The sequence below is a fragment of the Paenibacillus campi genome, from assembly GCF_034659835.1.
Classification (GTDB): domain Bacteria; phylum Bacillota; class Bacilli; order Paenibacillales; family Paenibacillaceae; genus Saccharibacillus; species Saccharibacillus campi.
This window is the reverse complement of the sequence record NZ_JAXSQZ010000009.1, coordinates 1-14,474: the sequence shown is the minus strand read 5'-3', so window position 1 is coordinate 14,474 and position 14,474 is coordinate 1. Positions and strand designations below refer to the sequence as shown.

Sequence of the window (14,474 nt, the reverse complement as noted above, 5' to 3'; positions counted from 1 at the left end):
TATTATTATTTTATACTTCGAACAAGTTAAATGTTAATGTTGATTGTGTGCTGAAATCGCTATATTTCAAAACTTAAAGCAGCTTCAAAATTCACATTAATCTCGGTCAAGATAATATTAATTATCTCCATTAAAATTCAGATGTGAACGTATTTAAACGTGTTCCTAATTAAGCGATCATAAGCTAAGCAGAGCCCAAATTAAATTGAGACAAGACACTATACGTGTGAACGAACGATAGGCATAGATGGGATGCATGACAAAGGAGCTGGAGTATGTCCAACGATATAAATGATAAACAGGAAGCGAAACGTTATTTTAGCCGCGAGCTGCTGGCGTGGTATGACGAACATAAGCGTGATCTGCCGTGGCGCCGTAGCCGTAATCCGTATCATATTTGGATATCGGAAATTATGTTGCAGCAAACGAGAGTCGATACGGTTATACCGTACTTTTTGCGGTTTACCAAGCGCTTTCCGACCGTAGAATCGCTTGCTGAGGCACCGGAGGAAGATGTGCTGAAGCATTGGGAAGGGTTAGGTTATTATTCGCGCGCCCGTAACATTCAGGCGGCAGCTAAGCAAGTAGTGGAGCGGCATGGCGGCATCGTGCCAGATACGCCGGAGGAGATATCAGCGCTCAAAGGCATCGGGCCGTATACAGCGGGAGCGGTGCTAAGCATCGCTTACAATGTGCCGGTTCCGGCGGTGGATGGCAATGTGATGCGCGTGCTATCACGTTATTTTTGCCTGAGCGATGATATCGCCAAAAACGCTACCCGTGTCAAAATGGAAAAGCTAGCTGGTGAGTTAATTCCTACCGGTCGTGCTTCCGACTTTAACCAGGCGTTGATGGAGCTAGGTGCGCTCGTCTGTACACCGAAATCGCCGCATTGTCTAACGTGTCCGGTAATGAAACATTGCGAAGGACGTATGAACGGCATGGAGGAACAATTGCCGATCAAAACGAAAGCAAAGCCACCGCGTCCGGAGTATCGTCTGCTGGCAGTTATTGAAGGTCAAGGCGAACATGCCGGCAAAGTGCTCATTCGTCAACGTCCAGCGACCGGTCTGCTAGCACGGATGTGGGAGCTGCCGCATGTGCTGGCATCTGATGCGAAAAAGGCAGGTGCCGGAGCGGAATTGTCCGAAACGGCAGCGATGGAGCGGCTTGGTCATGTGCTGGAAACAGAAGGGGTAGAAGTGCGTCCGCAGCTGGAATGGATGAGTGCTGAGCATACATTTAGCCATATTCAGTGGTATATGCGTGTATTCCGTTGTACGGAGGCAGGGCAGGATCGCCAAGCGGCACTTGCACGTCAGTGTCATAAGGGCGCAGGCGACTTCACGCGCACCGATGACGTTCAAAATACAGCTGTTGCTAAAGGGGAACATGCCGGCAAAGTGGCACATAAGCGTGTTGGCACGTTTGACAATCCACATGATCGCGATGAGGCTGCACTACCGATGTCAGCCAACAAGCATGAGCAACAGGTCGAGCAAGGCATGTTTGATCTGCGACTAAGCGGAGCGACGCCGGAAGTGATGACACGCATTCGTCAGCAGCTCGCTGCAAGTGCGATTGCGGATACGCTAGAGCCAATTGAACACGTTGCCGAGCAGCCGGAAACGTATGCGGCAGTGCCAGGTACACTGCTAGGTGAAGCGTTTGCGTACGATTATCGGTGGATTAGTGCCGACGATATGGGAAAGTATGCGTTCCCGAATTTGTTTTTGAAAATATTGCAGCAGTACTTTGGCATTAAACGGGCGTAGTATAAATAAAGACTAAGTTAAATTTAAATGTTGATTATGTGCTGCGATCGTTATAAATAAGAGCTTGAGCCATCTTCAAAAATCCAATCAATCTCGGTTAAGCTAGTATTAGCTTGTCTCAGATACATGTATAGTGTGTCTATCTCATCATCGCTTGATCATGAATATACTCAGATACGTTCGAACTTGATGTTTACTTGAGACAGCTTATTAGGTGGTGTCTTCAAACGGCTTCATAGACAGTTCGATGCGTTTATTCATTAGATTACGCTTGTATACGCAGCCCAACTCACTTAAAACGCGACCCACTTGAATAATAAAATGACAAGGCTGAAGGTTTGAAGACACTGCCTAGTAGCTCGTCTCAAGTACATTTACAGTTTGTCGATCTAACCATCGCTTGATGATGAATCGGTTAACGTACGTTCAAACACAATTTTCATTTGAGATATCTTACTAGTAGCTTGTCTCAAATACATTGACGGTTTGTCGATCTAACCATTGCTTGATGATGAATAGGTTAAGGTACGTTCAAACACAATTTCCATTTGAGACAGCCTACTAGTACGCTGACCGCTTTAAATATATAGTTTTCTCTTGCCTAGATTTCCACTATGCATAAGAAAGATCGCGGATGTACAGTCCATATTCAAAGCAGTCAATGTCGTAGCATTGGTGGAGACAACCTACTAATAGCAACCAGTATGTATTTGACCGTCAGGAGGGAAGCAGTCATGTCCAGAACGATTGCAATGGTAAAAGGAACGATATGGGCGCCGGAGTGGAAATCGTATAATGACCGTCATACCGGCATACGTGTGCATCAATTGACCGATTATCGCGGACATAGCCGATTGCCGTATTTTACGGAAAAGAGTTTGTACGATGGCGGCAAGCGGCTGTTGTTCATTTCAGATCGTGATAATAGTGCCAACCTGTTTTCGATCCAGCTAGAGACCGGTGAAATGACCCAGCTTACGACCTATACTGGCAATGACGATCTGGATGTGGCATTAACGCCGGATGAGCAATATGCGATCGTTTCCGATGGCAACATCGTTCGTGCACTGCATTTGACCCATTTTCGTGAGCGGATCAAATTTCGCTGCCCGCCTGATCATGTGCTTAGCAATATAACCTGTACAGCGGACGGACAAAGCATTCTCGTCTGTGTATGCGAAGATTTGTCCGGTCAGATCGATACCGATCTTGGCAACGGATATGTAGGGCATGAGCAATGGATGGAGGCGAAGCCGCTTAGCCGGATTATGCAGATTAACCTGAACACCGGTCAGGCGCGTGAAATGTATCGGGAGCATCGTTTTATTACACATTTGAACGCTTCGCCGCGTCTGCCGTGGCTGGCTACATTTTGCCAGGAAGGGCCGTGGCATCTGGTGGAGCAGCGCATATGGGGCATCGATTTGCGCGATGGGCGTGTATGGCGGATTCGCCCACGGTTAATGGCGGGGGAGTCGGTTGGACATGAATGCTTTTTGCCGGATGGGGAACGGATCGGTTATCATGGCATACGTGCGGATGGAAGCAGCTTTTTCGGGCGGATTCGGTATGATAATACAAGTATGGAGGAATGGGAAATGCCGTTTGCGACATGGCATTTATATCAAAATGAACAGCTCGTTGTCGCTGATGGGCAAGGGGAAATGGATCGGTTGACATTATGGCGCCGGCAGTTGGATGCGGCTGATAACGTGACCGTAGCGTATACAGAACCTTATACGGTGTGCGAACTGCGTTGCAGCTTTCATTCGCAAAAGCTGCATGCACATCCGCGTTTGAGTGAAGACGGACGCAAATTGTTTTTTAATAGTGATCGTAATGGGTATGGCAATCTGTATATGGTGGAGTTGCCGGAAGATGTTGCTACATTGCCGCGTTGGGAAAGTTAGGCGGGGGCTGGCGACCTTAAGTGTGCTGTCTGATCGATTCCATCGCATTAACATATACCTTCAGCACACCAGCAACTTCTCTAGGCGATATAACATTAAACTCCACCTTTAGCTCGGTCAGCCTACTAAGTGAATTCGTATGCTGCTGCATGCAACCAACAATTTGATTTAAACAAAAAACACCAGTACCTTAAAGGCACTGGTGTTTCATCATATTACCGCATGCGGTAAGCAAGAAGGGGATCAGCGATCTTACTTTTTCGCAGCAGTGTAACGAGCGTTTACAGCATCCCAGTTTACAACGTTCCAGAAAGCGCCGATGTAATCAGGGCGTTTGTTTTGATATTTCAGGTAGTAAGCATGCTCCCATACGTCCAGACCGAGCAGTGGAGTTTGACCGTCCATGATCGGGCTGTCTTGGTTAGGCGTGCTAGTTACAGCCAGTTTGCCGTCTTGACCGACAACGAGCCATGCCCAGCCGCTACCAAAACGTGTTGTTGCTGCTTTGGTGAAATCTTCTTTGAATTTATCGAAGCCGCCCAGTTCGCTATCGATTGCAGCAGCCAGTTCGCCTGTTGGAGCGCCACCAGCGTCAGGGCCGATAACTTCCCAGAACAGACTATGGTTGTGGTGACCGCCACCGTTGTTGCGTACAGCTGTACGGATGCTTTCCGGTACGCTGTTCAGGTCGGAGATCAGTTCTTCCAAACTTTTGCTTTGCAGTTCAGGAGCGCTTTCCAGAGCGTTATTCAAATTGGTTACGTATGTGTTATGGTGACGATCATGGTGAATCATCATCGTTTGTTCGTCGATGTGTGGTTCCAGAGCGTTGTTAGGGTACGGTAATGCTGGTAATTCGAATGCCATCGTAAAATACCTCCTGAGATTTGGATTTGAAGCGGACGTTTGCAGTAGCAATATCCACTCCATATGTAGATAAACATCTTACCCTATCTATTAAACCGCATATTTTGGACTAAATCAACATTTGTGTTTAGAAAGTACTGCCTATGTTCATTTACAGCGAAAAAATTTTTTTTCATAAATGAGTAATTATTCATGAATTGACCACTGTAATGTGGATCGTATGTTCGTTTTGTGAACAAGATGTGAATCTTTGCACAAAAGCTCACAAGCCTTGTTGGAAAGGGTAAAATGAATGATTTAACATTGTAAACAGATCGTAAGCACAGTTTAAAAACAAGTCATTCATGGCATTTTATGTAAAAACAATATCTGACTTCATTATGATAAAAAGTATAGTGACATCGCCAGAGTAATGATATAATCGTCATTGTCGCCAATATAATTCCGCATTAAGATAATGATTTTTAGCAGAATATTTATCATTTCTAGTTTATATTCATAGATTGTAGTTTGTTTTCACTATGGGTATGAAAATTTGAAAAGCGATTTAATGAAAATTGGATGAAACATCCATTTATAAAGCGCTTTCATCAGAAAATGGATGTAATGTTCAGAAACATGTGGTTTAATTAACACTGCGATTATATTGCGCGATATTCGGTTGTGTTATAGCTAATTCCGAGCAATGTGCCGGAGGGCAGTTTACACAATGGTTGATGTAGGGCTTGTGGCTTGTATATGCAGATGTCCTTCTTTTTTGTGCTTGTCTTATGCGGTCTGTAGTAGGGGTATAATTAGAAACATTGCTTGATTAAGCTGATGAAAAGGGAGTTTGGCTGATGAATATTCGTTCCTTTAAGCTGAGTGATTTGCACCTTGTCCAGGAGCTGCTGAAAGTGGCTTTGTCCGAAGAGTGTTACGAACACACCATGGGACCTTTTGCCAGACAATTGTCTTGGGATTCCGAGTTGATCATCGTTGCGGAGCAAGGAGAAGAGATTATTGGCTTGTTAATTGGTACGATTGATCGCAATTTCGGTTGTTATTACCGTATTGCTGTTCATCCGGATCTGAGAGGCCGTGGCATCGGCAAAGCATTGATCACTTCGATGGAGAAACGCTTCCAGCAACGTAATGTGAGTGGCATCATGGTCGCAGGTGATGAACACAATGAAGCGGTTATGCCGCTGTATGCAGCGCTCGGTTATGATGAGAGTAAAGTGCTGCGCACATATGAGAAGCTAAGCATCGTGGCAGTCAACGCCTGAGAAAGCTTCTACAGAGAGAAAGCACATGATTGTAGATTAGAGACCATATTTGGATTGAATATACACGCTTGCAGGAGCCGACCGTGATGCCTGACGGATCACGGCGCTGCCGGACACATTGTGGCAACAGGACGGCTCTCGGATAGAGCGGCTTGCTGCCTCGCCCCGTTCGGTTGTGATCGATTGGATAGCGTATACGTTGTTAATGGGACACATTTTGTTTTCCGATAGTATTCGGGGAAACGGATGTGTTTTTCTATTTTACACGTATACTATCACGTATACTATATAGAAGAAACACAATGATAGACAGTGGATGGATCGTCGGCAAAGTATGATATAGTGCTGGAATTGGATCGATCATTAAGGAAGCGACAGTAAGGAGGCGGTAACGTGACACGGCAACAGCAATCAACCGCTACCGTAGAGCAACAGCGCTGGGAACGGCTGAAGCAGGAAATTAAAGAGGCAGGGCCGGCGCTCGGTATTGACGATATCGGATTTACGACTGCCGATCCTTTTTTATATTTGCGTGAAGTGTTGGAGGAAAATCGGCGTAAAGGTTATGAGTCTGGCTTTGAGGAGCCTGATTTGGACAAACGTATCGATCCTTCGCTCACGCTCGGTGGTGCGCGCTCGATTATTGCGATTGCGGTAACATATCATTCCAAAATGGAAAACCCACCCAAGTCAGCTCCAGGCGAGTATCGTGGCATTATGGCGCGTTCGGCATGGGGGTTGGATTATCATACCGTGCTGCGCAACCGGATGCAGCGGCTGGAAGATTTTATTCGCGAGCGTGTGCCGGAAGCGCGTATCGAGAGTATGGTCGATACCGGTGCACTGTCTGACCGTGCGGTGGCGCAGCGCGCCGGGATTGGCTTTTACGGGCATAATTGTGCGATTATTTCGCCACGGTTAGGTTCGTGGATTTTCCTCGGTGATATGATTACAGATCTTCCGTTTGCACCGGATACACCGGTGACGGAAGATTGTGGCACATGCACCAAATGTATCGATGCGTGCCCGACCGGTGCGCTTGTCAATCCAGGGCAGCTTAATGCGCAAATTTGCGTTTCTTTTCTGACCCAAACGAAAGGTATGCTGTCGGATGAGCATATGCGCAAAATCGGCAATCGTTTATACGGCTGTGACACATGCCAGATCGTATGCCCGAAAAATAAAGGAAAAATCTGGAACCACCAGCCTGAGCTAAAGCCTGATCCTGAAAAAGCGAAGCCGTTGTTGCTGCCGATTTTGGAGTTAAGCAATAAGCAGTTTAAGCAGGAGTTTGGCGATACATCATCCGCATGGCGCGGTAAAAATCCGATCCAGCGCAACGCGATTATCGCGCTCGGCAATTTTAAAGATAAAAGCGCAGTGCCCAAACTACGCGAATTGCTGCTGAAAGATGTGCGTCCAGTCATTCGCGGCACGACCGCATGGGCGCTGAGCCGGATCGGCGGGGCGGAGGCGCTGGCAGCGGTGCAGGCAGGGCTTGCACGCGAGCAGGAGCATGATGTGATCGAGCGTTTGCTGACGGCACAGCATCTATTGGAGGAAGAACAGCGAAGTGAGCAGGCGGCTGAAGTTCAGTGATATGGGAGATGTTGGCGCTAGGCATGAGGCGGGGATAGATAAGCTGACTGGATCGGGATAGGTGGAAGGTAGAGGTACGGATGAGTGGGAGTTCGAAGTGTAGGTCGGACATTGCGAGTATGGATGAGTGGGAGTTCGAAGCGCAGATGGGTAGGGGACGGATGAGCTGGAAGTCGTGCAGCAAGCGGAATTTGAGGGTGCCAGTCATTTGACTGTAGCTGATCAAATGGGGGTTGAGAGTATGGATAAATGGATGACAGATGAAAATGAGCAAGCGACAAAAGTGCCAATGAAACAGCGTGTAGGCATAATGCCTATGGAACAAAAGGGAAGTGCCGTACACGCCAAGCCTATTCATCGTAACGAACTAACCCGCCTTTATTACGATGAGCTGGCAACACCGCTCGGTACACTCACGCTCGTACACTCGGACAGTGGGTTATGCCATATTAAGTTTAGAGGCTATGCCGATGCGACGGCACGACTGACAGAATGGGGCAATCGCTGGTATGGTGCACATGTATTGGAGCATGCGCCAGCGCGTCTGGCTGCTGCAAAGGAGCAGCTTCAGCAGTATTTTGCCGGAGAACGGCGTGAATTCGAACTGCCACTAGACATGCGCGGCACGGCTTTCCAGCTTCGCGTCTGGGAAGCGCTGCGGACGATTCCGTATAGTAAAGCGGTATCGTACAAACAGATCGCCCTACAAATCGGTAATCCGGCAGCGGTGCGTGCGGTCGGTGGTGCAAACAATCGCAATCCAGTCTCGATTATCGTGCCCTGCCATCGGGTCATCGGAATGAATGGGCAATTGGTCGGTTACGGTGGTGGGTTGGAGCATAAGCAGTTTTTGCTGGAATTGGAAGGCTGGCGTGATGCGGAAGCAGAGCCGGTGTTGTTTTGAGCAGGCGGGTTGAATAGCTTGGAATAGCATGCGTTTGTTGGTAAAAGTGCGAATCGTAAGCGTACATGAAATCCTTGGGAGGTTCGCGCTACGCAAGCGAGCGTGATCGTTCTATATTTTACAAACCGAAATGAATGACCAACAAGACAGTTGATTGAAAATCAACACATCAGTATAATAAACATATAAAGAAGCGCCGTGCTACGAACACGACTCTCCAGCACAACAGCCGCTTTTAAGGGCGTTCGGCTGCAAAAAGCTACAGTCATAAAAAATAGACCAGTGCCTTTTGACCAGGCTGGTCTATTTTTTATTGTTAAATGAGAGGATGAGTACAATCCATGTCGCAAATGAAATCATAAGCGTCAATGTTTGGAACATGTCCACTGGCATCACCTCCTTGTTACAGAGGCTAGCCGACCATCCTTTAAGCCTATTCTATTGTGCTAAATTGAAGTATATCATTCAAAATTCAAGCGAAAGCTCACCATTTTCTTTTTAACATCTCCACTCAAATCCGCATCTCATCTTTCCGCCAGTTCACAATCGCCTCATGAATCTGTTTGCCGGACAGTTGCTCATTGGCAGCACGTTCGCACAATGCTGGAAATTCGGCATCACTCGCATTACGCAGGGCGATAATCTGTTCCCGTGTCAGGCGTGGGTCGATCTCTTGACCAGTCAAACGATAATATCTGAATTGTTCTTCCATCCGCACGATTCGATCCTGCGTTTTGGTTGCATAGACCCGGATGCGCGGAATCGCAAAGCATAAGCAGAGCAGCAGCACAAGCAGCAGCCAGGCGAGTAAAGTATGTTCACCGCTACGCAGTGCGTCGATCCAGTAGCTGATCGTCAGCACGAGCGTAATTAAAAGCAGCGGCAAAGCGACAAAATGATACGACCAATCAAAACGAATCGATTTCTTGTTGGGAGCTGCCATAATCACATATCCTTTCTCTATTCCGTTATGATGTTCACGTATTATTACACCATGTTATGGTCAACCTATCATGAATTATTCGGAACAATCATGCTACCGACTGTCGATAGTCCAATCGAAGGCGATTTTTAGCCAGATTTATTTATCCTTTCATAAAAGTATTGCCAGCTATTACCGTTAGCCAATCCGCATCGTTACTACGCTAATTTTTACTTTTTATTGAAATTGTGCAAAAGTAAAGTAATACTATAATTACATAGCAACTGGACTGCACTTATTTGCTCATTGCGTACAAAGGAGGATATTCATGCGGTACGTCAGCATAGATGATGTGGAAACAGGACAATATTTGGGGAAGTCCATTTATTCGGGGAATGGGACGATTTTGCTGTCTGCGGGTGTACAGCTTACCGTATTTATGATTAATACGCTAAATCGGATTGGCGTGACGATGCTGTATGTGCAAGATGAGCAGTATGATGATGTGGAATTGGTTGAGATTTTAAGTGAAGCGACCAAGCAGCAGATTATGGGTGAGATGAGCGATACATTTGATGCGCTGCGTTCAGGCAAGGAATGGAGCCCGACCCGAATTTCGAAAAGTGTAGAGCAATTGCTCGAAGATGTGCTTAGTACGCGCGAGGTACAATTGCAATTAACCGAAATTAAGACGGCGGACAATGCCGCTTATGTACATGCGATGAATGTATGTCTGCTCAGCTCGATTATTGGCACTAATATTGGACTGAATCGCAATCAGCTTTGGGAGCTGGGCGTCGGGGCGTTGCTGCACGATATCGGTAAACTGGGCGGCACCGATATGCTCGATCAGATTCCCGGCTCTAAACTGCATCATACATGGCGTGGTTTTGAATTGCTCAAATCACGGCGCGAGCTTAATTTGATGATCGCGCATATCGCTTTGCAGCATCATGAACGTATGGATGGAAGTGGGCAGCCACGCGGTTTGCCTGCTGAAGAAATTCACCGCAATGCACGCATCGTAGCGATTGCGAATACGTACGATAATTTGATTACAACGAAAGAGCATGGGGGCAGCGGGCTATTGCCGCATGAAGCGTGTGAGGCGATGATGGCGTTGTCCGAAACGGCGCTTGATCGCGAGTTGTTGGTGGAGTTTAACCGGATTGTGTCTGTTTATCCGAACGGCACGGGGGTTCGCTTGTCTACACGCGAATCCGGTGTTGTCGTCCGCCAGCATCGCGGTTTGCCTGGTCGTCCGGTCGTACGAATCGTGAATGGCAGTGGGGATGCGATGGAGATTAAAGAGATCGATCTTGCCAGTGCAACGACCGTATTTATCGAAGCGGTTATGAACTGAAGTTGCAGCTCGAATAAATAGGAAAATATTTGCCTGTGCCTAGCTGAAAATGGTATGATAACTTCTGTTCATGCCAATGCCAGCATGGAAAGTGAATGCGCTTTTTCATGGACGAACGACAATGAATATACAGGGGTGGCTTTATGATGTGGTGGAATTGGGTCATACCGATTGTAACTCTGATCGTCGGTTTGGTCGGGGGATTTTTTATCGGTGCCTACTATTTGCGCAAACAGTTGGAGAAAATGCAAAACGATCCGCAAATGCTGCAAAAGATGGCCAAACAGATGGGATATAATCTGAACTCGAAGCAAATGCAACAGGCGCAACAGATGATGAAGAACGGTGGCGGCAAGCCTGGACAACAGGGCGGCGCCAAGCCACAAATGCCTCCAATGGGACGCGGTGGCGGCAAACGCAGAAGATAATGAACATGACAGGCGTCAGTACATGAAGGCCTTGAGTGTGGGAGGAGGTCAGCATGGCTGGCATTAAGGATTACACAAACATCAAGGTCGGGGAAAATCGCGACCAGATTGAATATCATGTCAAGGAAATCCTGAAGCTGATCGGTGAAGATACCGACCGGGAAGGATTGCTGGAAACACCTGCACGGGTAACACGGATGTATGAGGAGATTTTTGCCGGATATAGCGTGGATGCGCGCGATGCGTTGGGCGTAACCTTTGACGAGAATCATCAAGAGATGGTCATCGTCAAAGATATCGTTTATTACAGCCAATGCGAACATCATATGGCACCTTTTTTTGGTAAGGTGCATATCGGTTATGTGCCCAGCGGTAAAATTGCCGGTTTGAGCAAATTCGCCCGTCTCGTCGAAGCGGTCACACGTCGCTTGCAAGTGCAAGAGCGGATTACGACCCAAATCGCTGATATTTTAGATGAAGTGTTGGAGCCGACCGGTGTGATGGTTGTCGTAGAAGGCGAGCATCTGTGCATGTGCGCACGCGGCGTCAAAAAGCCGGGCAGCAAAACGATCACTTCCGCCGTACGTGGTGGTTTCCGTCATGATGCTCCACTGCGTGCGGAGTTTATGTCGCTCATTCGTGAGCACTAGTTCCGAGTGAGCTGTATGAAGTGGGATATGGGGATGCAGGCTTATTGTTGATCATGGTGCATCCATCCATATGAAATGGAATGCATCTAACAGTGCAAGGGGACACAAACAAGTGATGCTTTTAAACGGTGTTGTTTTATAAAGCTGTAATCAATTCCAAAAACAGGCGGTTGTCGATGAGACAAGCGCCTGTTTTTTTGTGGCAGTATATCCCAATTTAATTTAGTGACGAAGATAATTTGTATTGTAAAATTGCTATTTATGGTGGTAATATATTCCTGTATAGTACTTAAGATAGGAGAAAGGAATTTTTTAGATTTTTAAATTTTGAAAAAAGACAAAATTGTACATACATCTTTTATGTAGCCGCATCTGTACTTTTGAGCAGCACTGCTTTATGAAAACAATTTGGGGTACGATTGTCTATTAAAAAACAGTTCGTTTCGAAAATTAACCGCGCGTTATCAGACTGATATTCTATCTCTGTTTAGTTATGCTGAATGATGTTCTGCCCTCGCATGATTGATTTTTATTTTTACCTTGCCTGTATGCAAGTTTGTGTAATTCCTATAATCGATTGTGAAGGAGCAAAATTAATGAACAGATGGCTGAAAACATCTTTGATACGCGCGTTATGTATACTGCTCGTAATGAATACGGTGCCGGGAGCGACATTATTTTCTTATGCCGCGAGTGCGACGATTAGTCCGGATGCAAATACACTTGTAACCCATAGCTTTGATAGTTATGGTACGGCGAGCGGCCCGCCTTTGTATATTGGCGGAACGTCAGGCGGCGCCAAATTACTGCATGCTTATGGACAATATTCGATTCCTGCAAGCGGATTCCCCGCTGCTGGGCAGAAAGCGGTATTGTCGCTGACGGTAGATCAAGTGACTAATAATGATCCTTCGACATACCCTCCGATTTTGCAAGTATGGCAATATGTAGGGTCGGCACCGTTTGACAGTACTAGTAATGGTACATGGCCAACTTCAATGTCGACGTTGCGGAGTAGCGCTGATTATAGGCTGTTGGATACTAAAACCGCCTCTGATATTAGTGCTAGTATTAGTAATGGATCGCCTTTGACATTTGATGTGGATCAGGCGGTAAAAGCCACAGCTGGAGGCAAATTGCGGCTTCTGTTTACAGGGCCGGAAAGCTCTAGCGTGACATCGAAAAAAAACCAAATCAAGATTATCAACGCTGCCCCTACATTAACCGAGGTAGCAGGCGGGGCAGTAGCAGATGCCACCCAATCCCAAGTTTCGGTATCCAAAGCGACTGCACTTGCCAATGGATCAGACAGTGCAACCGTTACGGTTACGGTAAAAGATGCTAGCAACAATCCATTGAGCAGCAAGGTAGTTACATTGTCCAAAGGAGCAAGCAGTTCCGTCATCTCACCTGCTCAAGCGACGACAGACAGCAGTGGTGTAGCCACCTTCACCGTAACAAATACAAAAGCAGAGCAAGCGACCTATACCGCCGCCATCGCTGCCGATTCAATCACCGTAGCACAAACCGCCAGCGTAACGTTCCAGCCGGGAGCGGTAAGTGCATCGGTATCGACGGTGGCGGTTTCGAAAGCAAGCGTAAGTGCAGATGGAGTCGATAGCGCGACCGTCACCGTAACGCTGAAAGATGCGAACGGTAACGCCGTCAGCGGCAAAAATGTAACGCTGGCGCAAGCAAGCGGCAGCTCAACGATTACGCCGAACAGTGCAGTGGCAACCGATAGTAACGGACAAGCTACCTTTACAGTCACCAGTCAGAAGATGGAAACGGTCACCTACACCGCGACCGACAGCAGCGATTCCATCCCGATTACACAGACGAAACAAATTACCTTTACCGCAGGTGCAGTAAATGCTGCACAGTCGAACGTCACGGTTTCGAAAGCGAATGTGCTCGCGGACAATAGCGATAGCGCAACCGTCACCGTCACGCTCAAAGACATCAACAGCAATGCGATCAGCGGCAAAACGGTCAGTTTGACGCAAGGAAGTGGCAGCTCGACGATTACCGCGACCCAGGCAATTACCAATGCGAGCGGAATCGCGACCTTTACGGTCAAGAGCACCAAAGCCGAAGCGGTCACGTACACCGCCGCAGTGACTGCCGATGCGGTCACCGTAGCACAAACGGCAAACGTAACGTTCCAGCCGGGAGCGGTGAACGCATCGGTATCGACAGTAGCGGTCTCGAAAGCAAGCGTAAGTGCAGATGGAGTCGATAGCGCGACCGTCACCGTAACGCTGAAAGATGCGAACGGTAACGCCGTCAGCGGCAAAAATGTAACGCTGGCGCAAGCAAGCGGCAGCTCAACGATTACGCCAAATAGTGCAGTGACAACCAATAGTAACGGACAGGCGATCTTTACAGTCACCAGCCAAAAGATGGAAATCGTCACCTACACCGCGACCGACAGCAGCGATTCCATCCCGATTACACAGACGAAACAAATTACCTTTACCGCAGGTGCCGTAAATGCAGCGCAATCAAGCGTAACCGTCTCGAAAGCGAATGTGCTCGCGGACAATAGCGATAGCGCAACCGTAACGGTCACACTCAAAGATATTAACAGCAATGCGATCAGCGGCAAAACGGTCAGTTTGACACAAGGAAGTGGCAGCTCAACGATTACGGCAACGCAGGCAGTTACCGATGCAAGCGGAATCGCGACCTTTACGGTCAAGAGCACCAAAGCCGAAGTGGTCACATACACCGCCGCAGTGACCGCCGATGCGGTCACCGTAGCACAAACGGCAAACGTAACGTTCCA

11 protein-coding genes and 1 pseudogene are annotated in these 14,474 nt (G+C 47.5%); 9 read left to right on the top strand and 3 right to left on the bottom strand.

Annotated elements, in window-relative coordinates:
* Window positions 1-275: 275 nt before the first annotated feature.
* Both mutY and U1I11_RS18160 read left to right on the top strand, forming a co-directional pair.
* Complete coding sequence (gene mutY / locus U1I11_RS18165) at window positions 276-1,775, top strand: A/G-specific adenine glycosylase (RefSeq protein WP_322907549.1); 1,500 nt, start codon at window positions 276-278, stop codon at window positions 1,773-1,775.
* 734 nt (window positions 1,776-2,509) lie between these two features.
* Window positions 2,510-3,685 carry an oligogalacturonate lyase family protein gene (locus U1I11_RS18160; RefSeq protein WP_322907548.1) on the top strand — a complete coding sequence of 392 codons (1,176 nt, stop codon included), beginning with the start codon at window positions 2,510-2,512 and terminating at the stop codon, window positions 3,683-3,685.
* 252 nt (window positions 3,686-3,937) lie between these two features.
* Here U1I11_RS18160 and U1I11_RS18155 read toward each other — a convergent pair whose 3' ends face one another.
* Complete coding sequence (locus U1I11_RS18155) at window positions 3,938-4,552, bottom strand: superoxide dismutase (protein ID WP_322907547.1); 615 nt, start codon at window positions 4,550-4,552, stop codon at window positions 3,938-3,940.
* 839 nt (window positions 4,553-5,391) lie between these two features.
* On the opposite strand from U1I11_RS18155, the gene U1I11_RS18150 reads away from it, so the two are divergent.
* The 3 genes and pseudogenes from U1I11_RS18150 (at window position 5,392) to U1I11_RS18140 (ending at window position 8,323) form a co-directional block, all read left to right on the top strand.
* Window positions 5,392-5,820: a GNAT family N-acetyltransferase gene (locus U1I11_RS18150; RefSeq protein WP_322907546.1), complete on the top strand. Its 429-nt coding sequence runs from the start codon at window positions 5,392-5,394 to the stop codon at window positions 5,818-5,820.
* A 393-nt stretch (window positions 5,821-6,213) separates the two neighbouring features.
* Window positions 6,214-7,297: pseudogene (gene queG / locus U1I11_RS18145) on the top strand (tRNA epoxyqueuosine(34) reductase QueG); the annotation flags it as partial.
* Window positions 7,298-7,660: 363 nt separating this feature from the next.
* Window positions 7,661-8,323, top strand: coding sequence for a methylated-DNA--[protein]-cysteine S-methyltransferase (locus U1I11_RS18140; RefSeq protein WP_322907545.1), 663 nt, complete (start codon window positions 7,661-7,663; stop codon window positions 8,321-8,323).
* Window positions 8,324-8,626: 303 nt separating this feature from the next.
* On the opposite strand, the gene U1I11_RS21700 is transcribed toward U1I11_RS18140, so the two are convergent.
* On the bottom strand, window positions 8,627-8,704 hold the full coding sequence (locus tag U1I11_RS21700) for a putative holin-like toxin (RefSeq protein ID WP_416235637.1): 78 nt from the start codon (window positions 8,702-8,704) through the stop codon (window positions 8,627-8,629).
* A gap of 130 nt (window positions 8,705-8,834) precedes the next feature.
* A complete protein-coding gene (locus U1I11_RS18135) occupies window positions 8,835-9,266 on the bottom strand; it encodes a DUF6526 family protein (protein WP_322907544.1) in 432 nt (143 codons plus the stop codon).
* 307 nt (window positions 9,267-9,573) lie between these two features.
* Between U1I11_RS18135 and U1I11_RS18130 the strand changes: the two genes are divergently transcribed.
* The 4 genes from U1I11_RS18130 to U1I11_RS18115 all read left to right on the top strand — a co-directional run.
* Window positions 9,574-10,608 carry an HD-GYP domain-containing protein gene (locus U1I11_RS18130; RefSeq protein WP_322907543.1) on the top strand — a complete coding sequence of 345 codons (1,035 nt, stop codon included), beginning with the start codon at window positions 9,574-9,576 and terminating at the stop codon, window positions 10,606-10,608.
* Window positions 10,609-10,754: 146 nt separating this feature from the next.
* Window positions 10,755-11,036 (top strand): YneF family protein, encoded by a 282-nt coding sequence (locus tag U1I11_RS18125; protein WP_322907689.1) that lies wholly within the window; start codon window positions 10,755-10,757, stop codon window positions 11,034-11,036.
* A gap of 53 nt (window positions 11,037-11,089) precedes the next feature.
* On the top strand, window positions 11,090-11,686 hold the full coding sequence (gene folE, locus U1I11_RS18120) for a GTP cyclohydrolase I FolE (RefSeq protein ID WP_322907542.1): 597 nt from the start codon (window positions 11,090-11,092) through the stop codon (window positions 11,684-11,686).
* 596 nt (window positions 11,687-12,282) lie between these two features.
* The coding region (locus U1I11_RS18115) for an Ig-like domain-containing protein (RefSeq protein ID WP_322907541.1) at window positions 12,283-14,474 on the top strand (2,192 nt) is incomplete at its 3' end.